At 38.4% G+C, this 22,087-nt stretch carries 22 protein-coding genes; 20 read left to right on the plus strand and 2 right to left on the minus strand.

Annotation, left to right across the window (positions count from 1 at the left end; genetic code table 11):
- Positions 1 to 5: 5 nt before the first annotated feature.
- The 3 genes from LQ188_RS21140 to LQ188_RS21150 all read left to right on the plus strand — a co-directional run bounded on the left by LQ188_RS21140 (position 6) and on the right by LQ188_RS21150 (position 2,355).
- A complete protein-coding gene (locus tag LQ188_RS21140) occupies positions 6 to 464 on the plus strand; it encodes a hotdog fold thioesterase (RefSeq protein WP_230178093.1) in 459 nt (152 codons plus the stop codon).
- Positions 465 to 898: 434 nt separating this feature from the next.
- Positions 899 to 1,600: a cytochrome P460 family protein gene (locus LQ188_RS21145; RefSeq protein WP_230178095.1), complete on the plus strand. Its 702-nt coding sequence runs from the start codon at positions 899 to 901 to the stop codon at positions 1,598 to 1,600.
- 59 nt (positions 1,601 to 1,659) lie between these two features.
- Positions 1,660 to 2,355 (plus strand): DUF4405 domain-containing protein, encoded by a 696-nt coding sequence (locus tag LQ188_RS21150; protein ID WP_230178096.1) that lies wholly within the window; start codon positions 1,660 to 1,662, stop codon positions 2,353 to 2,355.
- A gap of 24 nt (positions 2,356 to 2,379) precedes the next feature.
- Here the strand turns inward: LQ188_RS21150 and LQ188_RS21155 are convergent, their stop codons facing one another.
- Positions 2,380 to 3,282, minus strand: a complete 903-nt coding sequence (locus LQ188_RS21155) for an AraC family transcriptional regulator (RefSeq protein ID WP_230178099.1) — start codon at positions 3,280 to 3,282, stop codon at positions 2,380 to 2,382.
- Between the two features lie 310 nt (positions 3,283 to 3,592).
- On the opposite strand from LQ188_RS21155, the gene LQ188_RS21160 reads away from it, so the two are divergent.
- From LQ188_RS21160 to LQ188_RS21185, 6 genes are all read left to right on the plus strand, one after another.
- Positions 3,593 to 4,576, plus strand: a complete 984-nt coding sequence (locus LQ188_RS21160) for an aldo/keto reductase (RefSeq protein ID WP_230178101.1) — start codon at positions 3,593 to 3,595, stop codon at positions 4,574 to 4,576.
- Positions 4,577 to 4,599: 23 nt separating this feature from the next.
- Positions 4,600 to 5,451, plus strand: coding sequence for an aldo/keto reductase (locus tag LQ188_RS21165; protein ID WP_101223308.1), 852 nt, complete (start codon positions 4,600 to 4,602; stop codon positions 5,449 to 5,451).
- 187 nt (positions 5,452 to 5,638) lie between these two features.
- Positions 5,639 to 6,022: a hypothetical protein gene (locus LQ188_RS21170; RefSeq protein ID WP_101223307.1), complete on the plus strand. Its 384-nt coding sequence runs from the start codon at positions 5,639 to 5,641 to the stop codon at positions 6,020 to 6,022.
- Positions 6,023 to 6,368: 346 nt separating this feature from the next.
- Positions 6,369 to 6,776, plus strand: coding sequence for a YbaN family protein (locus tag LQ188_RS21175; protein ID WP_260358589.1), 408 nt, complete (start codon positions 6,369 to 6,371; stop codon positions 6,774 to 6,776).
- Positions 6,777 to 7,054: 278 nt separating this feature from the next.
- Positions 7,055 to 7,762, plus strand: a complete 708-nt coding sequence (locus LQ188_RS21180) for a DNA alkylation repair protein (RefSeq protein ID WP_230178105.1) — start codon at positions 7,055 to 7,057, stop codon at positions 7,760 to 7,762.
- A 105-nt stretch (positions 7,763 to 7,867) separates the two neighbouring features.
- Positions 7,868 to 8,692, plus strand: a complete 825-nt coding sequence (locus LQ188_RS21185) for a class I SAM-dependent methyltransferase (RefSeq protein WP_230178106.1) — start codon at positions 7,868 to 7,870, stop codon at positions 8,690 to 8,692.
- Positions 8,693 to 8,981: 289 nt separating this feature from the next.
- Here the strand turns inward: LQ188_RS21185 and LQ188_RS21190 are convergent, their stop codons facing one another.
- Positions 8,982 to 9,197 carry a hypothetical protein gene (locus LQ188_RS21190; RefSeq protein WP_101223304.1) on the minus strand — a complete coding sequence of 72 codons (216 nt, stop codon included), beginning with the start codon at positions 9,195 to 9,197 and terminating at the stop codon, positions 8,982 to 8,984.
- Positions 9,198 to 9,570: 373 nt separating this feature from the next.
- Here LQ188_RS21190 and LQ188_RS21195 point away from each other — a divergent pair, with 373 nt between their 5' ends.
- From LQ188_RS21195 to LQ188_RS21245, 11 genes are all read left to right on the plus strand, one after another.
- Positions 9,571 to 10,014, plus strand: a complete 444-nt coding sequence (locus tag LQ188_RS21195; protein WP_230178107.1) for a MarR family transcriptional regulator — start codon at positions 9,571 to 9,573, stop codon at positions 10,012 to 10,014.
- Between the two features lies 1 nt (position 10,015).
- Positions 10,016 to 11,092, plus strand: coding sequence for an aminotransferase class I/II-fold pyridoxal phosphate-dependent enzyme (locus tag LQ188_RS21200; RefSeq protein WP_230178108.1), 1,077 nt, complete (start codon positions 10,016 to 10,018; stop codon positions 11,090 to 11,092).
- A complete protein-coding gene (locus LQ188_RS21205; RefSeq protein WP_230178109.1) occupies positions 11,061 to 11,780 on the plus strand; it encodes an alanyl-tRNA editing protein in 720 nt (239 codons plus the stop codon). The genes LQ188_RS21200 and LQ188_RS21205 overlap by 32 nt, the downstream gene beginning before the upstream one ends.
- 161 nt (positions 11,781 to 11,941) lie before the next feature.
- The gene (locus LQ188_RS21210) at positions 11,942 to 12,757 is read left to right on the plus strand and encodes an STAS domain-containing protein (protein WP_230178110.1); all 816 of its coding nucleotides are present in this window, start codon (positions 11,942 to 11,944) and stop codon (positions 12,755 to 12,757) included.
- Positions 12,758 to 13,009: 252 nt separating this feature from the next.
- Positions 13,010 to 14,281 (plus strand): MFS transporter, encoded by a 1,272-nt coding sequence (locus LQ188_RS21215; protein WP_230178111.1) that lies wholly within the window; start codon positions 13,010 to 13,012, stop codon positions 14,279 to 14,281.
- 463 nt (positions 14,282 to 14,744) lie between these two features.
- Positions 14,745 to 15,548, plus strand: a complete 804-nt coding sequence (locus LQ188_RS21220; protein ID WP_101223298.1) for an ABC transporter ATP-binding protein — start codon at positions 14,745 to 14,747, stop codon at positions 15,546 to 15,548.
- Positions 15,549 to 15,603: 55 nt separating this feature from the next.
- The gene (locus LQ188_RS21225) at positions 15,604 to 16,593 is read left to right on the plus strand and encodes an iron-siderophore ABC transporter substrate-binding protein (RefSeq protein WP_101223297.1); all 990 of its coding nucleotides are present in this window, start codon (positions 15,604 to 15,606) and stop codon (positions 16,591 to 16,593) included.
- 1 nt (position 16,594) lies between these two features.
- On the plus strand, positions 16,595 to 18,574 hold the full coding sequence (gene fhuB / locus LQ188_RS21230) for a Fe(3+)-hydroxamate ABC transporter permease FhuB (protein ID WP_230178112.1): 1,980 nt from the start codon (positions 16,595 to 16,597) through the stop codon (positions 18,572 to 18,574).
- 485 nt (positions 18,575 to 19,059) lie between these two features.
- Entirely contained in the window at positions 19,060 to 19,761 is a 702-nt protein-coding gene (locus tag LQ188_RS21235; protein WP_101223295.1) for a response regulator transcription factor, read from the plus strand.
- Positions 19,758 to 21,101 carry a HAMP domain-containing sensor histidine kinase gene (locus LQ188_RS21240; protein WP_230178113.1) on the plus strand — a complete coding sequence of 448 codons (1,344 nt, stop codon included), beginning with the start codon at positions 19,758 to 19,760 and terminating at the stop codon, positions 21,099 to 21,101. Before LQ188_RS21235 ends, LQ188_RS21240 begins: the two co-directional genes overlap by 4 nt.
- 25 nt (positions 21,102 to 21,126) lie before the next feature.
- Entirely contained in the window at positions 21,127 to 21,864 is a 738-nt protein-coding gene (locus tag LQ188_RS21245; protein ID WP_230178114.1) for a PepSY domain-containing protein, read from the plus strand.
- Positions 21,865 to 22,087 lie beyond the last annotated feature (223 nt).

The raw sequence follows: 22,087 nt of genomic DNA on the forward strand, positions 1-22,087 counted from the left end.
AGGTAATGGTGAAGAAGCAAATTGATGAATATCAAATTTATGAAAAACACTATGAACAAATTCATGAGCAAGTGAAAAACGATCCGTATGCTCAGTCGTTAGGCATTCAGTTAACAAAATTCGAGGCAGGTTTTGCAGAAGCAACGTTAGAAGTGCAAAGCACTATGGTAAATACATATGGAACTGTTCACGGGGCAGTTATTTATGCTGTAGCAGATCATGCTTTTTCCGCAGCCTGTAATGCCTATGGCAAAACATCATTAGGACTTTCGACAACCATCCAGTTTATTGAATCAGCTAAACCCGGGGACAAGATAGTAGCCCGTGCAACTGAAGTCAAACGAAACTATCGGACAGGATTTTATCGAATAGACGTCTTGCATGAGCAAAACCTGATCGCGACCATGGAGGCAGTGTCATACCGTAAGGATCATTATTTTAGTGAACTTGATGAACAAGATTAATCAGTTTAATAGTTTACGAGCAGAGCTGTCTTTAAGACAGCTTTTTTCTTATGGCAATATAGGGCAGGATTTTAATTCATATCTCCGTAAACTCAACTTTAAATGAATACCTCTTAGTAAAATACAAATGTTGATAACCTCTTGTTCCCACATTTTGGTTACTTAAAGGAAATATTAATCAATCCGCTTCCAGCACTGATATAAAGTCGATTCCGATTTAGATAGAAACGTAAGAGGATTAGGCATTGATTTAAGAGAAATAGGACAGCGGCCGCTTTTTAATCTGTAGGATAATGAGGATACCTCCACATTAATACACTACTCTTTTATAGTGTTTATGTGCTAATGCCTCAAATTACAAATTCACTGTATATATGGGAACGATTGCTAGTTTTGTATAGTAATAATTCGGAAAGAAACTTGGAGGAAAATAGATGAAAAAACTATTATTTATGTCCCTGGCTTTGGTCATGTCCAACACTCTTTCTGCATGTAACAGCAATAATGACAGTAATGGGATTTCCCAACAGGAACAACAATCAGAATCCAATCGTGAATTGGTTGAATTCCCTGAGAACTACGATAAAGGTGTAAACTATACCACTGTCAATCGTGGAAATGTCAGGGAGGAACTATACACGAGCAGGGAAGCGATCGAAGCGGTGCAGAACGGTCAGTCAATCCCTGACGGCACAATAATCACACTCGAAATCTATCGGGATAAAGATCTTGATGAAATCTTCGTAATGGAAAAGCGTGCTGGCTGGGCTGATGGGAACCCATCTGAGATGCGTAATGGAGATTGGCTATACCAGGAATTCAATGGAGACAAGTCGGTGGATTACAAGGAAGAAATCGGCAGATGCTTTACTTGTCATGCGAACCAGGAACGGGATGACTTCGTGAACACGATGGATGAAATGAAAAGTTTTGACCTTGGAGAGTTTACAGGATCAAAGGATGGCAATACGGGATCCCAGATCGCAGGTATCCCCACCGAACACTGGGAGGTGAAAGCGGCAGATGACCTGGAGGGCTCTCAGGATATATTGCATGAAAGCAGATTAATGGAAGAAGAAAAATCCGGAATTATCCAGAAGGTTCTATTGATGGTTCATTATAATAAAGAGACATAGGGAGTTAGCTTACGGAAAACCAACCTAGGGATAAATAAAATTAGAAAGAGGAGAACTTCTTGAATCGAAATATGTTAATCCGGCTGGTCATTGACCTTTCTATGACAGTTCTGATGTTAGTTGTGATGGCTTACCAGATTACTGGAAATGCAATGCATGAACTGGCAGGAGTATTATTGTGTTTATTGTTTATTACCCACAATATTTTAAATCGACGATGGTATAAGACGATCTTTAAGGGAAAGCACAATGGACGACGTATTCTGAGCATAGCGGTCAATCTGCTTTTTCTTGTATCCATGGCTGCAGTGATGATAAGTTCTGTGCCCATATCTTGTGACATAATACCTTTTATTTCGATTAACAATGACACGGTTCCATTGCAGATACATGTTATGACTTCATATTGGGGATTTATCTTCATGGCTGTGCATATAGGAATGTCCTGGGCAACCATTATCAATTCAGTTCGAAAGATGACGGGCATTACTGGCACCAGCCGTATCCGCACCATAGCATTTCGTGTCATAGCGGTGTTGATTGTTGTTTACGGGGTTCAGGCTTCTTTCGAAAGGGAGATGTTTTACAAATTAACCATATATAATCCGTTTGGTTGGAAATTTAATGATTCCTCCATGGGGTTTTTACTAGATCATCTAGCTATCATGGGAATATATATCAGTGGGACTCATTATGTTCTGAAATTTGTTCAGAAGCAGGATAACACAAATTTCCAGAATAAAAAAGTGCATTAATCCATAATAGATTAATGCACTTTTTTATTCATATGTTGCCTTCAGGCGGTTAATATCTTCTTTCGGGGGTAAACCAAACAAGCGGGAATATTCACGGCTGAATTGGGATGGGCTCTCGTAGCCTACGCGGAATGCTGCTTCAGTGGCATCTGTTGACTCGGATAATAATAGGCGCCGGGCTTCCTGTAGCCTCAGTTGTTTTTGGAACTGAATGGGACTCATTGCTGTTACCTCTTTAAAGTGCCTATGAAGCGATGAAACGCTCATATTTGCAATTTCCGCAAGGTCTTCAATCCGAAAAGACTGGTCATAATTATTCATTATATGGTCGACAACGTCGCCAATTTGATAGGTGGAACTTCCTTCTATCGCAATTTGGCCAAGAGTAACTCCATGCTGCCCTTGTAAAACCCTATAGATGATTTCCTTCTTGATAAGAGGTGCGAGTACCGGTATATCATTAGGATTGTCCAGCAAACGAGCTAATCTGGTTACCGCGTCCAACAGAGATATCTCTATTTGGCATACATACATGCCTCTTTTAGCATGTTCTTTCTGGTTAACAGCAAGTTGAGAATCCTGTAATACCTCCAAGATCTGGCTTGGTGTAAATTCGAGTTTGAGTGCCAAATATGGATTTTCGGAAGAGGCTTCTGTGACTATTCCGGTAATTGGCAAGTTAACAGAGGCAATAAGGTAATCGGCTGGACCGTATACATAGCGGTCCTGTGCAAGCAGTACCTCCTTCATACCTTGAACGATAATGCATAAGGAAGGCTTGGAAACTCCGTAATTCGGACCGGTAACTGTAGAGAATCGAGAGTAAAATAAAGAAGGAATTGCAGTCGGATGAGACCCGTCCTCGCCTGTGTGACTCTCAATGAGTTGGGTGAGCTCTGCCCGCTGTTTATAGATTTGTTCAGACATAAAAACCTCCTTGATTCCTTATTCTTTCTAGTTCCATTCTAATACATATCGCTCTGGAATTTAAGTGATGTGAGAGGATTAGGCAATGATTTGGCAGGAATGGTATAAGGGTTTCTTATTTATATATTGCATAATAAGGGAGTAATTGAATGTGTTGAAACGCACTATGGCTAACTCTTATCATTTTTTAGTTCGAACATCTCAATTACCCAATCAGATTTTCTTACTGCCGCCCATGTGCTTAACACCACATCGGTTGCGGATAAAATATAACAGCAAAGTGACAATCAAAAAAGAGGAGGGAATAGTTATGCAAAAACGTAAATTAGGAAAAAGTGACTTAGAAGTTTCTTCTATCGGACTTGGATGCATGGGCATGAGCCATGGTTACGGTCCTGCTTCGGACAAGAAGTTGATGATTTCGCTGATTCATGAGGCAATTGACCGAGGTGTTACTTTTTTCGATACTGCTGAAGTATATGGTCCATTTGTAAATGAGGAGTTGTTAGGAGAAGCGCTTGCCCCTTTCAAGGGAAAAGCGGTTATTGCGACTAAATTTGGTATCCAAATGGTAAATGGCAAGCAGGTGCTTGACAGTAAGCCGGAGCGTATTAGGCAATCAATCGAAGGCTCGCTTAAACGGCTTAAGGTTGACACCATAGATCTGTACTATCAGCATCGGGTGGACCCAAGTGTTCCAATTGAGGAGGTTGCCGGAGTAATACAAGACCTGATCAAGGAAGGCAAGATTAAGCATTGGGGACTTTCTGAAGCAGGGGTGGAAACGATTCGTCGTGCACACTCGGTTTATCCACTCACTGCCATTCAAAGTGAATACTCAATGATGTGGAGAAGTCCTGAAGAAGAACTACTGCCTGCCCTTGAAGAGCTTGGAATTGGATTTGTTCCTTTCAGTCCGTTGGGTAAGGGATTCCTTACTGGGAAAATTAATAAGGACGCAACGTTCGGCAGTTTTGATTTCCGCAGTATTGTTCCTCGCTTCAAATCTGAGAATATCGAAGCAAATCAGGTATTGGTCGAACTGATAAAGAAGATTGCTGCAGGAAAAGATGCAACGCCTGCTCAAATCGCTCTATCATGGGTACTTGCTCAGAAGCAATGGATTGTTCCGATTCCCGGTACACGGAAATTGGAGCGCCTCGAAGAAAATCTTGGTGCAGCAGATATTGAACTGACCCATGAGGAATTAAAAGATTTGAACAATGCGCTCTCGAAAATAGAGATTTCAGGAGATCGCTATCCGGCAGAATACGCAAATAGAGTAGGTAAATAACAGATAAAACAGGAGGATTTCATATGCAAAAAGTAATCTTGAACAATGGTGTTGAAATGCCGATACTAGGTTTTGGGGTTTTTCAAATTCAAGATGAAAATGAATGCGAACAAAGCGTTTATGACGCTATTATGGCAGGCTATCGTCTTATCGATACCGCTGCCTCTTATCTAAATGAAGAAGCAGTAGGCAGAGCAATCAAGCGGAGTGGTGTGCCACGAGAGGAATTGTTTATTACTACAAAACTCTGGGTTCAGGATGCTGGTTATGAGAGCACAAAGAACGCATTCACAAAATCGCTGAAAAGACTACAATTGGATTATTTGGATTTGTATCTGATCCATCAGCCATTTGGGGACGTATTTGGTTCTTGGCGTGCAATGGAGGAATTGAACCGTGAGGGAAAAATTAGGGCAATTGGGGTTAGTAACTTTCAGATGGACCGTCTAGTGGATTTGATTATCCACAATGACGTAATTCCTGCAGTAAACCAGGTTGAAACTCATGTTTTTAATCAACAAATAGAAAGTGCGAAACTTATGAAAGAGAACAATGTTCAAATAGAGTCGTGGGGTCCATTTGCTGAAGGAAAAAATGATATGTTCCAGAACGAAATATTAGTGTCCATCGCCGAAAAGTATAATAAATCTGTGGCACAGGTGATTTTACGATGGTTGACACAAAGAGGAGTCGTTGCGATTCCAAAGTCTGTTCGTAAGGAAAGAATCATCGAAAACTTCAAAATCTTTGACTTCGAATTGGACCAAGAAGATATGGAGAAGATTGCTGCGTTAGATACGAAAGAGAGCTTGTTCTTTTCTCATAGCGATCCTGAAATTGTGAAATGGATCAGTACCCGTAAACTTGATATTTAACGCTCTCTTCCAAAATGAAGCGAAGAAATAGTCGATTTCCTTTTAGGAATATCGGCATTTCTTCGTTATAAACATTTGATAGGGATTTTAAAAGCGGAAAAGGATTTATGCACAAAAAGGATTACTGATGAAGTTTACCAAAGAAATGAGTAATTGTTGTTGATCTATCGGGTGCGTTAGCTGAAGGTTGGAGCTGTCTTTAAGACAGCTTTTTCAAATTGAGGTAAAGGGGCAGGGAAATCCGGTAACTTTATTTGGAAACTATGTTAAGATTGGGGTATTGATTTTTGAAAGGCGTTGGAATATGAGTCAAGACAATCCAAAAACAAAGATATACCTCTGGCTATCTGTTACGCTTTTACTCTGTGGAATTGTTTCTTGGATTCCTTATTTGGTCTTTAAAATTGAAGTATCTTACGGGATGCTAACATTTGTTCTTAACCCAATTGGAGTAATATTAGGTTCATTTTCAAACAATAGATTAATAGCCTTTAGCAATTTATTTATGGTCTTTAGTTTTATTCCTGTTATGATATTTGTATATCTAACAAAAGGGTACATTCCTATGTGATTGTCAGGTGATTTTTTGACACTCCATCAAACGTTATATAGAAGTAATAGGTGCGAGAGCAGTAAATCAGATCTGTCATCTAGATAGGTTTAGTTATGTGAAATGACACTCCTTCTAAAAAATAATAAAGAAAAAGTTATTGTGTCGCAGTTCGATAGAATTGTGGTGAAAAATAGGATGATAATTGTTCAACTAACAAGTGCTTCACTTCACTAAGAAAGGTTGCTGCGGCATCCTGTTTCATATGAAACTAACGGGGTCAGGTTAGTTCAAGCAGGTAAAGGGAAGGTACTAATCAATTAGACTTCCTCTTTATGTAATAACGGAATAGAATATAAATAAAAAGGTGATTACAATTAAAAAAGTAAAAAGTATCCTATTTTTTCTTCTTGGATCCATATCTCTTTTGATTGGTATTGCAGGGACTGTGTTACCAGTTCTGCCGGGCGGTCCATTTTACTTATTTGCTGCTTTTTGCTTTGCTAAAAGTTCCAAGTCGATTGAAAATTGGTTCAAGAGCACCTCATTATATGAAAAATACGTTGAAGCATTCCTGCAAAAAAAAGGTATGACTCGAAGAGAGAAAATCAGAATCAATATAATTGCCGATTTCTTCATCGTAATTTCTGTATTTTATGTGGACATCCTATTAGTGAAAATCTTATTGGTCGTGCTAGCCCTCTACAAACATTATTATTTCATTAAAAAAATTAAGACAATTGACCGAAAAAGTACGGAAAAAAAAGCTTTTTGAACCTTAATTAACGGAGTTGCTTCGGCAGCTCTTTTTTTATGGAGCTAAAGGGGCAGTATAGCTAAATAAAAACAAAGGGGAAATCCCCTGATCCCAAGCAAATGTAACAGAAGGCATTGATTATTGCCATAAGTTAACAAAGTGCCAACATGCATTCCTGCGTAACACTCATGTGCTTAGACGGTGCTGACAAATGGCAGTCTGTTATAGGATAATGGTGATATATATTGATGGGCAAAATATTAGGGAAAACTCCATAATGAAGGAAGTGCTAAACGATGAATTTAGAAATGGTCATGCAGGAGCTTGAAGCCCTTGGCAAGGAACGAACTAAAAAAATGTACATATCAAATGGGGCGCATGAGCCGCTTTTTGGCGTGGCTACAGGCGCCATGAAACCAATTGTAAGGAAAATAAAAATAAATCAGCGTTTAGCTGAAGAGCTTTATTCGACAGGTAACTATGATGCAATGTACTTTGCAGGCATAATTGCAGACCCAAAAGCCATGACTGAGTCTGATTATGATCGCTGGATGGATGCTGCGTATTTTTATATGCTGTCCGATTATGTAGTGGCTGTAACTTTATCAGAGTCAGATATTGCACAAGAAGTTTCCGATAAATGGATTGCAAGCGGTGAAGAGCTGAGAATGTCAGCGGGCTGGAGTTGCTATTGTTGGCTTTTAGGAAATCGAAAAGACGTTGAATTTTCAGAAAGAAAAATTTCCGATATGCTTGACCTTGTGAAAAGTACGATTCACGATTCGCCAGAACGAACGAAATCCGCTATGAATAATTTTCTATACACCGTGGGGATTTCATATTTGCCACTCCATGAAAAGGCAGTCGAGACCGCAAAGGGAATAGGAATCGTAGAAGTCAAACGGGACAAGAAAAAAAGCAGTTTTCTAAATGCTTACGAAAGTATTCAAAAGGAAGTCGGTAAAGGAAAGCTTGGTTTTAAGCGCAAGCATGTAAGATGTTAAAATTGGTTTTGCAAAATTGAAGTGTAATTTCAATAAAGGAGGTTGCTTAGGCAGCCTTTTTCTTAGTTGATGAACCAAACACAATAAATGTGGGGTGAATTATACTTGAAGTCATTTCAACTGAACGAAAAAACAAGATCTTTTTTATCGGAATATCAATTATTTGAAGATGATTTGATACAACAAGTTCAGTTGCAGCACCGTTTGGAATTAGTATCGGCATTTGGGATTCAAAAAGGAATGCGTGTATTAGAAATAGGTTGTGGTCAAGGGGATACAACCGTTGCTATAGCAGACGCAGTAGGGGAAAGCGGATCTGTTGTCGCAATAGATATTGCTAGTCCCGATTACGGAGCACCGTTAACATTAGGTCAAGCAGCAGAACGTATTAAGGAATCTTCATTAGGAGAGCATATTGACTTCCATTTTGAAATGGATTTTAATTTTTTTGAATCACCTATACCATTTGATGTGGCGGTATTATCCCATTGTTCATGGTATTTCAAGCAACCCGAAGATTTATTGAAATACTTTAAAAAAATTCGTAAATTGGCAGAACATATATGTTTTGCAGAATGGGACCTCGATTTTACCTGCATTTCTCAACGTCCCCATTTTTGTGCAGTTTCCATTTTGGCATTGTACTCAAACTTCGTAAAGAATGAAGGAAATATCCAAAACTTGTTTCATAAAACTCAAATTCACCAGCTACTCCAGCAGGCAAATTTTGAAGTGATAAAACAACTTACCGTAGATGCAGCATTTTTACAAGACGGTCAATGGGAAAAAAGTTATGCAAATAGTATCCGTGCAGAATTCATTAAAGTTCCTTACATGATGCAACCGTTGATAACTGGTTATTATGAACTGATGAACAATTCGAATGAAAAGGAGAATTCATTAAATAGTTTCATTGTTTGTGCAATGTAATGAGTACCTCATTTGCGACCGTCACAACTCATTAAAGCTATAGTACCTTTTAGTTGAATTAATCAAATTTGATGTTTTTTCTCCTTTTTCAGCTTGAGCAAAAAAGAAAACAATTCGGCAGCTCTGGATTTTGACCTCGTTTGTTAAAGTACCAAAAAGCATATCTTCAAATAATCAAACTGAATACTGAATCACAAGAAAATCCATTTTGATCAATCTTTCTCAAAATGGATTTTTTTATTTACGCTCGTTAAAGAGGACATTTAGATTTATTTCAAAGCTACAGCAGTTAAAACATTTCATTAACTTCCCATGATTCGACTATTTGATGCGCCAACCTTGGATCATATCCTTTACCCATCAGATAGGCAATAGCTGCAATTTCCATCATTGCATGAGGGACAGATGTTTTTTGAGCTTCGTTTAAACCATACTGTACCCAAGGGCCAACCTGTGACAATGTCTCTTGTTTGAGCTGGTGTGGGTTAGTGTAAGAAGGATACACAATATTACATCCTTTCAAAAATATAGTTAAATATCACAATTCCATTTTATGCACCTTAACTCATCCCGTGTTCGATAATCTCTAATTTTATAGATAAAAGTTATGGGTCAAAGGATGTCCTTCTTCAACAATGGAGGGAGGGGAGTTTAAGTTGGAAATTGCACAAGTGTTTCTAATTAAAGTATTGTAACTTCCTCGAGAAGAAACAATCAGCCTAAAGAATATAAACTAAATCAGGAAAAGTGAATTTTTTTGAAATTGGTTAAACTAGGGGTATCTATTAATCCTTCAAAGATTTATAAAAAACGTTGACAAAGTCCACTAATCACAATAAAGTATTAGTGGATAAAGTCCACTAAAAAGGAAGTCTATAATGAATATAAATAAAAATACCATTGCAGATATCCGGCAATTCAATAGATTTTATACGAATATACTTGGTGTGTTGGATAAGCATATTTTGGATACCGGATATTCTTTTACTGAGGCACGGGTAATTTTAGAAATCGGTTTGATGGAGCAGTGTATAGCGAACAATTTAGTTGATAAACTGGAAATTGATCGCAGCTATATGAGCAGAATAATTAATAAGTTAAGCAAAGATGGACTGGTTATGAAGGAAAATTCGGCCTTGGACAACAGAACTAGTCTAATTCGGTTGACTCCTGAAGGGTTGACTCTTTTTGACCAGCTTAATGAAAGATCTGATGAACAATTAGTGAGGTTATTCCAAGGATTATCAGAAAACGAAATAAAAGAAATCCATGCTTCTATGATGTTCATTCAGAAGAAATTGGATAGTTTGGGGAGATTATAGGATGATACGTTTTGAAAATGATTATACAGAAGGTGCTCATAAGCGAATTCTGAAAAGGTTAATAGAAACCAATGAAGAACAAACACCTGGATATGGAGTGGATGAACACTGTGAAAAAGCGAGAGTCTACATTCGAAAAGAGTGTGATGCTGCAAATGCAGATATACACTTTTTAGTAGGAGGAACACAAACGAATACAACTATTATCGCTTCAATTTTGCGGCCGCATCAAGGTGCAGTTTCTGCAATTACCGGTCATATCGCGGTACATGAAACAGGGGCGATTGAAGCCACTGGTCATAAAGTGCTTACTTTGCCGAGTGATGATGGAAAAATTCAAGCTGGACAGGTGAAAGAATTATATGATGCTCACTGGAATGATGTTACTCATGAGCATATGGTACAGCCAGGCTTGGTTTACATTTCTAACCCTACAGAAAATGGAACGACTTATAGTAAAGCCGAATTGGAAGCATTGAGTGAAGTTTGCCGGGAATGTGGTTTGCCATTGGTATTGGATGGAGCTAGATTAGGGTATGGCTTGGCTTCGAAAGACAGCGATTTAACCTTGGCGGATGTTGCCAGGCTATGTGATGTGTTCTATATAGGGGGAACGAAAGTTGGTGCAATGTTTGGTGAAGCGGCAGTCATCATGAATGATGCCCTGAAAAAGGATTTCCGCTATTTCATCAAGCAAAAGGGAGGCATGCTGGCTAAAGGGAGACTTTTGGGGATCCAGTTTGAAACCCTATTTGAAGATGGCTTATATTATGAAGTTTCTAATCATGCCGTGGAAATGTCAATGATGATTCGAGAAGCATTTGTTGAAAATGGATTTTCATTACGATATGACTCCACATCAAATCAGCAATTTCCCATCTTGCCCGAAGATGTAATTTTGGAATTAGGCAAAAAGTATTCATTCTCCTTCTGGGAAAAAGTCGATGCTACACACAGTGCTGTGAGATTTTGTACCAGTTGGGCTACGAAAAAAGAACATGTTGATATGCTCGTAGAGGATATTAACGCAATTAAAGGAGAAAAAAATGGCCACGATAGAGTTATATGTAGAGAATAGTTATCTAAAAGAATGTTCGGCAAATATTGTTTCCATACAAGACCGATTTGTTGTGTTCAATCAAACCATTTTTTATCCTGGCGGCGGTGGGCAGCCTTGTGACCGGGGGATCATTAAACAAGGTGATGAAAGCTATCATGTATTAGCAGTAAAAAAAGTAGATGGTGAAATTATTCATGAACTAGAACGTCCATTACAGGACATTGATCAAACAGTAGAAATGCAGATTGACTGGTCTTGGCGGTATCAGAATATGCAGTATCACACATTATTGCATGTCATTTCAGGTTATTTATATGAACATTACAATGCTTTAGCTACAAGCAGTCAAATTGAAAAAGAACATGCGAGATTAGAGCTGTCTTTTTCTCCTGAAATAATACAAGAAATACCATTCGATCAATTAGAACAAACGATAAAGAAGGTACTGGCCCAACCCCATAATGTTGACACGAATACAATTAGCAGAGCTGAAGCAGAGCAAAAAGAAGGGGTTATTAAAACGGTCATTAATTTACTTCCAGCTTCTATTAACGAAATTCGAATCGTTCAAATAAATGATATTGATGAGCAAGCATGTGGCGGAACCCACGTCAACAACACTAATGAAATTAAAGACTTTTCCATTATGAAAATTCAACAAAAAGGTCCGACGAAAAAAAGGATCAAAATTCAACTATTGGATTAAATTTAATGAGGAATATAAATGGCAGAGATACGTCCTTGTAATTTGGTATTAAGCTAAGTCGGAAACATCGTCCGTGTTTTTTAATTCAATTGACTATCAATGATGTAAATGATTATTATTACTACAAGAGTTTATTCGCTTAAAGAAGGTGTTGGACTAATATGACCTGGGTTTTGAATGTTTCAAACCACCTAACCGATAATGCAGAATCTCTAGCTGAAGAAATTGTTGAAGGTGTTCTGCATAGTATGGAATTAGATATTCCACTGTGGGAAAAAGAGCAAGCAATAAAAATGTATATGGAATTTATAAATTTTTTAGGTGAATCACTTTTGGTCATGGATGAGGGAGTGCCACAGACACTCATTGAATGGAGTAATAAGAACGCAGCTGGACAGGTATCTCCCGAAGGGGCAATTTCAGAGATAATTGTTCGTTATCCGCCAACGAGGGACATTTTTACCGACATTATTACGAAAATCAGCTTAGAGTTCCAGCTTTCATTAAAAGATCATTCCTTCATTATTAAGAGGATAAACAATATGTTGGACATAAGCCTTAATGAAACCATTTTTGCTTTCGAACGCCTTTCCGACGAATATAAGGAGAAAACGCAAAGAGAACTGGATGAGCTTTCAGCACCCATTGTAATGATTAAAGATGGTATTGCGGTACTCCCATTGATTGGTATTATAGATTCATATAGGGCGAATTACATTATGGAAAAAGTCGTACCAAAAATTTCTGAACTACGGTTAAACTATGTGATTGTTGACTCCTCAGGCATATTGAAAATAGATACAGATATTGCACGTCATCTTCATCAAATAGGACGAATGCTTGATTTGCTAGGAATACAAACCCTTACAACAGGGCTACGCCCTGAATTAGCCAAAACCGTTGTAAAAAGCGGAATTAATATGTCGGAAATTACTTCTTTCGCAAACGTTAAGCAAGCATTAGAAAGCATTAAATAAAACTATTATACCAGCAATATATCTGCTGGATTTTTTTATACAATGGATCGGTTAAAACAATTATGTTGAGTTTCTTCTTAGTCTAACGGGGCAGGTCAGTTCAATAAGCGATTTCTTATTGTCGTGTTGTTACTGTTTAATGTCAGTGGAGGCTGTTGAACTTCTAAGATCCAAAGGTGTTAATGCATTTCGTTTAGAGGAAGGTGTACATGATTGGAAGAAATTATAGAATTATAAATGAGGTCTTAACAAATGTCAGGTAAAACTTTTCAAAAGAACCAGAGTTATGTAGATTCTCAAGAAAAACAAAAGATGTTATACAAACGTACATTAATTATTGTAAGTATTTCACAAATTTTTGGCGGTGCTGGGTTAGCGGCTGGAATTACGGTGGGGGCACTTCTTGCACAACAAATGCTTGGCACAGATGCATTTGCTGGACTTCCTTCTGGTTTATTTACTTTAGGGTCTGCAGGGGCTGCTTTAATCGTAGGTAGACTTTCTCAACGTTATGGTCGTCGTACAGGTCTAACAGCTGGTTTCATGATAGGGGGACTTGGAGCGCTAGGGGTCATAATCGCAGCTATAATAAATAGCGTTTTCCTTTTATTTGCTTCCCTGCTCATTTATGGTGCAGGAACAGCGACAAATTTACAAGCTCGTTACGCTGGTACGGACTTGGCAAACAATAAACAACGCGCTACTGCTATTAGTATTACTATGGTGTTTACAACATTTGGTGCAGTTGCAGGTCCGAATTTAGTGAATGTAATGGGGGATTTTGCTCTTTCCATTGGCGTTCCATCACTAGCTGGTCCTTTCATTTTATCAGCAGCAGCATTTATCTTAGCAGGTCTTGTACTTTTCATTATGCTTCGCCCAGACCCATTAGTTGTAGCAAGAACAATGGAAGCGTCCAACCAGGAAAGTAATCGAATTGAGTATTCGATTGATACTGAACGAATAGAAAATAAAAGAGGTATTATGGTTGGTGCGACAATTATGGTTCTTACTCAAATTGTAATGGTGGCTATTATGACAATGACACCAGTTCATATGAGACATCATGGACATAACTTGGGTGAAATAGGTCTCGTTATTGGTTTTCATGTAGCTGCAATGTATCTTCCTTCACTGGTTACAGGTGTCCTTGTTGATAAGTTTGGCCGTACTGCCATGGCTATTGCCTCTGGAGCTACGCTGCTTCTGGCAGGTTTAATATCAGCGATTGCACCAGGCGATTCTATGATTCTCCTAGTTATTGCCCTTTGTTTACTTGGATTAGGATGGAATTTTGGTTTAATAAGCGGGACTGCTCTTATTGTTGATTCAACTGACACTTCAAACCGGGCTAAAACTCAAGGTACAGTGGATGTTTTAATAGCCTTATCAGGAGCTTCTGGCGGTGCCTTATCAGGAATGATTGTGGCCGGTTCAAGTTATACAACATTATCATTTATTGGAGGTTCATTATCTTTATTATTGATTCCAGTGGTAATCTGGTCTCGGGGAAGTAAAAAATAAAAAACTGATTTCTCTACGAAATCAGTTTTTTTGTTGATCTAACAAGTGCTATACTTCATTGCCAGGAGCTGATCTGCAGCTCCTTTTCTTATGCAACAAACGTGGCATAATGCCCCCTCATATAGCAACATTTGTGGTACCTCAACCACCGCGTAATACTTGCCCCCTTATTTTCTTCAGTATCGACTTCAATCGTTCAATTTTGGAATTCACCTTCACTGTATATCCGTATTGCATATAAACCCGTTTTTCAATTCATATAAAAGGCTTGAAAGCGATTCTAGTTGCTATGCTGCCGTACTTATTTTCATATATTAGGACAAGTCACCATGCAATGAAGGACTCTCCTTCATAACATATAACAACTTGAAAAAATGGGTAATGACAGGTTGTTAAAAGGACCATTCGAGTTCCTTTTTTTATTTATTATATTAAGTTCGGAAGCCATACTAGGAGTGATAACATGCATCCATTGGAAGCAAGATCATTAACGTTAGCCTATGGAGAAACAATAATTATTGACCAACTAAATTTACAAATTCCAAATGGGGAAATCACGGTTTTTATAGGTAGTAATGGTTGTGGTAAATCAACCTTGCTTCGTTCTTTAGCACGTCTATTACGCCCTAAGGAAGGTTCTGTTATTCTCGATGGGAAAGATATTGAAAAATGGCCGACAAAAGAAATTGCCAAACATTTGGCTATTCTTCCACAGGGACCAATTGCTCCGGAAGGACTTTCTGTCACTCAATTGGTAAAGCAAGGGAGATACCCTTATCATAATTGGCTGAAGCAATGGTCGGAAGAAGATGAAATTATAGTGAATAAAGCATTGGAAGCTACAGGAATGAAATCTTTAGCAGATCGTTCGGTTGACTCCCTATCCGGGGGACAACGACAAAGAGCCTGGATTGCCATGACACTTGCGCAAGAAACAGACATCATTCTTTTAGACGAGCCAACCACGTATTTAGACATGACCCATCAAATCGAAATACTTGATTTGCTGTTTGAATTAAACGAAAAAGAACAGCGTACTATCGTGATGGTTCTTCATGATATAAATCTAGCCTGTCGATATGCTCAACATATTGTAGCGATTCATAACCGAAACGTTTTTGCTCAAGGAAAACCAGAAGATATTGTAAATGCCGATATGGTTCGTTCGGTTTTTCAAATAGAATGTGAGATTACTGTCGATCCATTGTTTGGGACCCCTTTATGCATTCCATATGGCAAAGGGAGAAAAGTAAGTGATAGGAAGTAATATGCTATTCATTATTGGGTATCTACTATTCTTGAAAAAATCGGGGGAATGAATTATGAAGAAATTATTCAGGGTGCTGTTGTTAGTAACATTTGCAACTATCTTGGCAGCTTGTAACCAATCACAAATGGATGGGACAACTCCTGATGGGCAAACATCCAATGAAAATGAACCAGTAACGATTAAGCATGTATTAGGAAACACGGAACTACACGCAAAACCGAAAAAAATTGTTGTTTTAGAATGGACATACGTAGAAGACTTGTTAGCTCTTGATATACAGCCTGTCGGTGTTACAGATATAGAAGGGTATAACAAATGGGTACAAATCGATGAAGAGCTATCAACTGATGTAACAGATGTGGGCACCAGACAAGAACCGAATCTTGAGGCTATCGCTCAGTTGGAACCGGATCTAATAATTACAACAAAGTTTCGTCATGAGGGAATTAAAAAAGAGTTGGAATCAATTGCCCCTACTATATTCTTTGAACCTTATCCACAAGATGAATCCATTAGCCAATACGATGAAATGGTAACAACCTTCAAAACAATTGCAAAAGCAGTTCAAAAGGAAGATCAAGCTGATGTCATTTTAAATGAATTAAATGAAAAATATAAAGAAACAAAAGAGAAAATCCAAGCAGAAAAATTAAAAACAAATCAATTTGTGTTAACTCAGGCTTATAGCTCGAATCAAGTACCTGTTCTTCGGGTATTTACACCAAACTCAATGGCATCAGTTATTTTGGAGAAGGTAGGGTTACAAAACGCTTATCAAAATGAAAACTTTGAAGTATATGGTTTCTCTACAGTCAATGTGGAGGCACTTCCTGCCTTAGAAGAAGCCAACTTCATTTATGTCGTTCAAGATAATGATAATATATTTGAAAACCAATTAAAGGATAATGACGTTTGGAAAAACATAGCGTTCGTTAAAGAAGATCGTACTTATTCATTAGGGGAAGATACTTGGTTATTCGGGGGCCCGCTATCTGCAAAAGTACTCGTAGATCAAATTGAAAACGCATTGGTGGAAGAATAAAATGAAAAGTTCAATAAAAAAGAGTTCCCCTTGGCTTTTCATTGGGGGCCTCCTTCTATTGTTTGTTCTTAGTATCTTACATTTATATCAAGGCCAAGCAGATTATACGATACGAACATTGATGACAGAGGTTTGGTATGAAGGAAACGTTCAGAATATAGTACTAGGGCTAAGGCTTCCCAGGGTCATTATCGGTATACTTTCCGGGGGAGCATTAGCAGTTGCTGGTGTACTTTTACAAACATTAACGAAGAACCCTCTTGCTTCCCCCAGCACTTTAGGAATTAATTCGGGAGCCTACTTGCTCACTGTTATCGCTATGGTCTTTTTTCCACAATATATAGGGGATTATCCCTTTGTAATTTCCTTTCTCGGTGCAGGGGTATCTGCTGTTCTGTTGATAGCTTTAGTAGGAAGAGTTATGGAGCCAGTTCGTGTCGCTCTTACAGGAATGATTGTTGCCTTACTTTTTTCTTCTATTACAGGAGCTGTACAGCTCCTTTTTGAAAATGAAACAAATGGATTGTTTTTATGGGGATCTGGAACTCTTATACAACTAGATTGGTCTGGTGTGAAATTTTCAATATTTTTCATTTTGATTGGCTTGATTATAGCTTTAGTTCTAGGAAAGTCACTTGATCTCCTATCCCTTGGGGATGACTTGGCCACCTCGTTAGGACAATCGGTAAACCGTGTAAAGGCATTTGCCTGGTTCACGGCTATTTTACTTTCTGCTGTGACCGTTAGTGTTGTCGGTCCCATCGGCTTTATCGGTTTAATGGCACCACATTTAGTTCGGTTAATGGGGATACAAGGGCACAAGTTGTTAATACTTCATTCTTTCTTATGGGGAGCCAACCTTCTTGTAGCTGCAGATGTATTAGCAATGTGGATTCAACCCGGACAAGAAATTCCGGTTGGGGCCATGACGGCTTTAATTGGTGCCCCTTGGTTAATGTATTTAGCCTATAAAACTGGAAAAAGACAAACAAGGGGAGAAAGCCGTCTCGGCAGTTCACTTCTCCCGATATCATATCGCTGGATCTTGTTTGGATTATTTGGATTGACCATTATGATTATATTAGTTTCAGTTTCATATGGAGCAGGAAGTTTTTTTACATTTCAAGACTGGCTTGATAAGTCATTTAACTCACCGTTTGTTATGCAATTCCGTATTCCGCGGATATTGACTGCTTTTCTAGTTGGGATGCTATTAGCGACAAGTGGATTATTCATACAAGCTGTATTAAGAAATCCTCTAGCTGATCCTTCAGTTTTAGGGATCACTTCTGGTGGTGGAGCTGGGGCATTAATTTTCCTAGTGTTATTTCCTGCTGTTTCTATACAATTTCTTCCTATTGCGGCTATGATTGGTTCAAGTATTTCAATCACTATCATTTTAATTCTGTCATGGAAAACTCAATGGCAGCCGATCCTACTTGCGTTAATGGGGGTAGCGGTTTCTGCATTTGGTTCAGCCATTATACAAATATTAATTGTTAAAGCGAATATTGGCGTAGCCCCTGCCCTAGCATGGCTAGCGGGAAGCACCTATGCCAAGGGCTGGGAAGAATTGAAACTTGCTGGCATTGTCGCTCTCATTACGATTCCTTTGAGCCTTTTATTCATTAAAAAATTTGATGTGATTTCCTTTGGAGATGAAGTTGCTGAGGGACTGGGAGTAAATATTATTATGACGAGGCTTTTAGCTATTATGTTAGGAGTTTGTATGGGGGCAGTCAGTGTATCTATTGTAGGAACAGTCGGGTTTATAGGTTTACTAGCACCTCATGCAGCTAGGAGAATGGTTGGATTTGAACATGGAAAGGTTATTCCAGTCAGTCTTTTTCTTGGAGGAATCCTTTTAACTTCGGCTGATCTTATAGGAAGAATTGTTTTAGCCCCTAAAGAAATTCCTTCTGGACTTGTCGTTGCACTAATAGGCACTCCATATCTCTTATATTTACTGAGAAAAATATAGAATACGCCTCCTTTTTCTCTTGAATTTTTCTTTAATAACTTCGGTATACCTTATATAAATTTAGGTGAAGACGTGTAAATTAAGGGGTGGAAAATACTTAAAGTAAATAGGGCTTTTAACATGAGAGTTGCTCTGGCAGCTCTTTTTTTTATGGAGAAAACTGGGTCAATAGCGTCTTTATTTTTGAAATTTTACATGCAATAATTTGTACATTCGTAAAAATAACAAAAAAGTACACGAGGGGAAGTTTAATAGCCAAAGAGATTATTTTTCCGAAACTGCCTTTATCTTGTCTGATTCAAAAAATGATGGCGGCTATGTTGTTCGGATTTATACACCTGATGAAAGTTTCCTTTAAAGAAGGTTGCTGAGGCAGCCTTTTTCTTATTGAACGAACAGGTATACTTACCAATAATCCAATCCATTTAATTTGAAAATGAATGATACAAAATGGGGACAGTCCCACCCAAAAGGAGGTCTTCCAAATGAGTAAAGAATCAATACTAATCGTAGAGGACGAAGAAAAAATCTTAAGATTGCTTGAATTGGAGCTTGAAATCGAAGGCTACCAAGTCGGAAAGGCAATGGACGGAAAGGAAGCCCTTGAAGCGTATCGATCACGAAAGTGGGATTTGATCTTATTGGATGTGATGCTTCCAGGCATAAGCGGGATTGAGCTGCTTCGGAAAATTCGTACGAAAAACAATTTCACCCCTGTCATCCTGTTAACTGCAAAGGGCTCGGTTGAAGATAAAGTTTCCGGTCTTGATCGCGGTGCGAATGACTACATCACTAAACCTTTCCAAATTGAGGAATTGCTTGCCCGAATTCGTGCGGTTTTAAGAATGCGGACTGCTGCACCTTCAATGGAAGATGAATACGATGGATGGCTGAATACTGCTGATTTAAAGGTGAATGTCAAAACACGTGAAGTCATTAGAGGTGAAAGCGAAATTGACCTAACGCCAAAGGAGTATGATTTACTTCTTTATTTATTGAAGAATAAGCGTCAAGTGCTAAACAGGGATCAAATTCTCGAAGCGGTTTGGGGGTATGATTTCTATGGAGAAACAAACGTGGTGGATGTGTATATCCGATATGTTCGCAAAAAGCTCGAATATGGCTTTGATACGCCGCTTATCCATACTGTAAGAGGCGTTGGCTACGTCCTGAAGGATGCAAAATGAGACTTCGTAAAAAAATAAATTTATATACAGCGGTGCTATTCATTTTCCTGCTCCTATTGATGAATGTTTCCATTTATTTTGTTTTCAGTAATCTGATGATGGTGAACGAACTTAATCGTGCGAAAGCGGAGACAGAGAAAATTGCCTTTGATGTTAGTGAAAATGTCAATAATATATCTCCAAGTGATTTACTTCGATCCTATCTGCCTATAGATGGCATGATTGGTATTGTAAAAGAGGGTCAACGAAAAGGCACAGCTGTTACATCCAATTCTGAAAAAAAATTAAGCAATCGCAATAGCAGCTTTTATCCCGGTGAGAAGAGTGCGATCATCACTTATCATCAGAACAAGTATGTATTCGTTTCAAACCCGATCATTTGGGGGGATGGAAGTGTAGTTAATCTTCAAATCACCAAAAGCATTTCAGCAACCGAGGAAATGCTCGCTGTTCTGCGCATCGTATTAATCGCTGTAACCATCATTGCCATGATACCTGTTCTGATATCAAGCACTATTCTTAGTAACTTCATCGCCCGTCCGATTCGATCGATGATTCATACGATGAAGGAGATTCAAACAAGCGGCCAATTTAAGCGACTTAGCCTGGAAGAAAAGGCAAAAGATGAACTTGTGGAAATGGGGAAAACCTTTAATCACATGATTGATTTGCTGCAGGCTAACTTCGAAAAACAAGAGCAATTCGTATCAAATGCCTCACATGAATTAAAAACACCGCTAACTGTCATTGAAAGCTATGCAAGCCTTTTGAAAAGAAAGGGCTTGGAGCGTCCTGAGTTGTTTGATGAATCAATAGAGGCCATTCATTCTGAAGCCATTAGAATGAGAGAGATGACAGAGCAAATGCTCCTGCTAGCAAAGCATCAGGAAAAATGGAATATAGAGAAGGAAAACGTCAATCTGACCGATATCATGGCAGACCTAGCGAAAGTATATAAAAATGCGTACAATCGAACAGTGGAGATTTATAGTGGCGATGCAATTGAAGCACTTACGGACGTGCAAAAGTTAAAACAGCTATTGTTTATTTTTTTAGACAATGCAAGAAAGTATAGTGACGAGCAAATCTCAGTCTATATAGGACAAACTAGTAGAGAAGCATATATCCGCATCGAAGACAGAGGGGATGGAATTCCCCAGGCTGAATTGCCAAAAGTGTTTGATCGCTTTTATCGTGTAGATGAAGCAAGAAGCCGAAAGCAAGGCGGATCAGGTTTAGGGCTTTCCGTGGCAAAGGAAATTGCTGATGCAATTGATGTGCGGATTGAAATGGATAGTCTTGAAGGCAGGGGAACGAACGTTACTCTTTTATTTAATTAAGCCAGAATGACGTTGGATGGGTGATATGATGAAGAATGGAAAAGTGCTGATAACAGCTGGATCAACTCTCGTTTTTGGTCTGCTATTATTCTTCGGATTTCAATGGTGGGCTCCATCGTTATCCGCGGAAAGCTTGACGGAAGAAGAAGTGAACCAGACAGCAAAGGATAAATATCCTGGAACCATTATAAAGACAACGAAAACTGAAGGTGAAGATTATCAGATTGAAATGCAGCTTGAAACCGGGGTATATCTTATTAGTATGGATGCGAAAAGCGGTGAAGTTCGTTCTATAAAAAAAGAAACCATAGGTCATGCAGCAGAAGAAACGGCAGAAAAAACACCCCAAAAGCAACTAACCCAAAATGAAATAAAGGCGCGTATTTCCTCACAAGGCGATCTGGAACAAATTGATTTTGTGCAGGAGAAAGACAACTCCCATTATAAAGCAGTGGTAAATAAGAACAATGAAAAAATCACATTAATTCTCGACCCATATACAGGAGCTATAATTGACTCGACAATGGTAGCAGATAGTATCATTACAGAAAACGAAGCAATCGCGATTGCCGAAAAACATGTAAAAGGAACAGGTGACGATACAGAATTTTATCAACCTTCAGATCAGACACCTTATTATTTGGTCGAAGTTGAATTAGAGGACGATCGAGACGCAGTCGTCCAAGTGGACGGCTACACAAAAGAAGTAAAAACAATCACATGGGAAGATGATGAAGTGGATGATAGAGATGGCCACGAATAATAATTGTATAAAACATAAAAAAGGGTGATGCATAGTTAACTATGCATCACCCTTTTTTTAGTAAGAAAAATGCAAAAAAAAAGAGAAGGAACTGTAATAATTCTCACCATTTTCTAATCCTTCTATCATTTAACTCTAATTTAATATCTCTAACATGGAATAAAGCACCAAATGATAAAACAGAGCCAAATAAGACCGTTTATGAAAGGCATCTGGATTATTG

Origin of the sequence: Peribacillus sp. Bi134 (assembly GCF_918698065.1) — a bacterium.
In the GTDB taxonomy this organism is placed as follows: domain Bacteria; phylum Bacillota; class Bacilli; order Bacillales; family DSM-1321; genus Peribacillus.

Coding starts and splice junctions, on each gene's coding strand:
- LQ188_RS21180 (WP_230178105.1), top strand. CDS start 7,055: ATGAATTTAGAAATGGTCATGCAGGAGCTTGAAGCCCTTGGCAAGGAA.
- LQ188_RS21145 (WP_230178095.1), top strand. CDS start 899: ATGAAAAAACTATTATTTATGTCCCTGGCTTTGGTCATGTCCAACACT.
- LQ188_RS21155 (WP_230178099.1), bottom strand. CDS start 3,282: ATGTCTGAACAAATCTATAAACAGCGGGCAGAGCTCACCCAACTCATT.
- LQ188_RS21210 (WP_230178110.1), top strand. CDS start 11,942: ATGACCTGGGTTTTGAATGTTTCAAACCACCTAACCGATAATGCAGAA.
- LQ188_RS21240 (WP_230178113.1), top strand. CDS start 19,758: ATGAGACTTCGTAAAAAAATAAATTTATATACAGCGGTGCTATTCATT.
- LQ188_RS21140 (WP_230178093.1), top strand. CDS start 6: ATGGTGAAGAAGCAAATTGATGAATATCAAATTTATGAAAAACACTAT.
- LQ188_RS21160 (WP_230178101.1), top strand. CDS start 3,593: ATGCAAAAACGTAAATTAGGAAAAAGTGACTTAGAAGTTTCTTCTATC.
- LQ188_RS21215 (WP_230178111.1), top strand. CDS start 13,010: ATGTCAGGTAAAACTTTTCAAAAGAACCAGAGTTATGTAGATTCTCAA.
- fhuB (WP_230178112.1), top strand. CDS start 16,595: ATGAAAAGTTCAATAAAAAAGAGTTCCCCTTGGCTTTTCATTGGGGGC.
- LQ188_RS21235 (WP_101223295.1), top strand. CDS start 19,060: ATGAGTAAAGAATCAATACTAATCGTAGAGGACGAAGAAAAAATCTTA.
- LQ188_RS21165 (WP_101223308.1), top strand. CDS start 4,600: ATGCAAAAAGTAATCTTGAACAATGGTGTTGAAATGCCGATACTAGGT.
- LQ188_RS21245 (WP_230178114.1), top strand. CDS start 21,127: ATGATGAAGAATGGAAAAGTGCTGATAACAGCTGGATCAACTCTCGTT.
- LQ188_RS21200 (WP_230178108.1), top strand. CDS start 10,016: ATGATACGTTTTGAAAATGATTATACAGAAGGTGCTCATAAGCGAATT.
- LQ188_RS21220 (WP_101223298.1), top strand. CDS start 14,745: ATGCATCCATTGGAAGCAAGATCATTAACGTTAGCCTATGGAGAAACA.
- LQ188_RS21225 (WP_101223297.1), top strand. CDS start 15,604: ATGAAGAAATTATTCAGGGTGCTGTTGTTAGTAACATTTGCAACTATC.
- LQ188_RS21195 (WP_230178107.1), top strand. CDS start 9,571: ATGAATATAAATAAAAATACCATTGCAGATATCCGGCAATTCAATAGA.
- LQ188_RS21205 (WP_230178109.1), top strand. CDS start 11,061: ATGGCCACGATAGAGTTATATGTAGAGAATAGTTATCTAAAAGAATGT.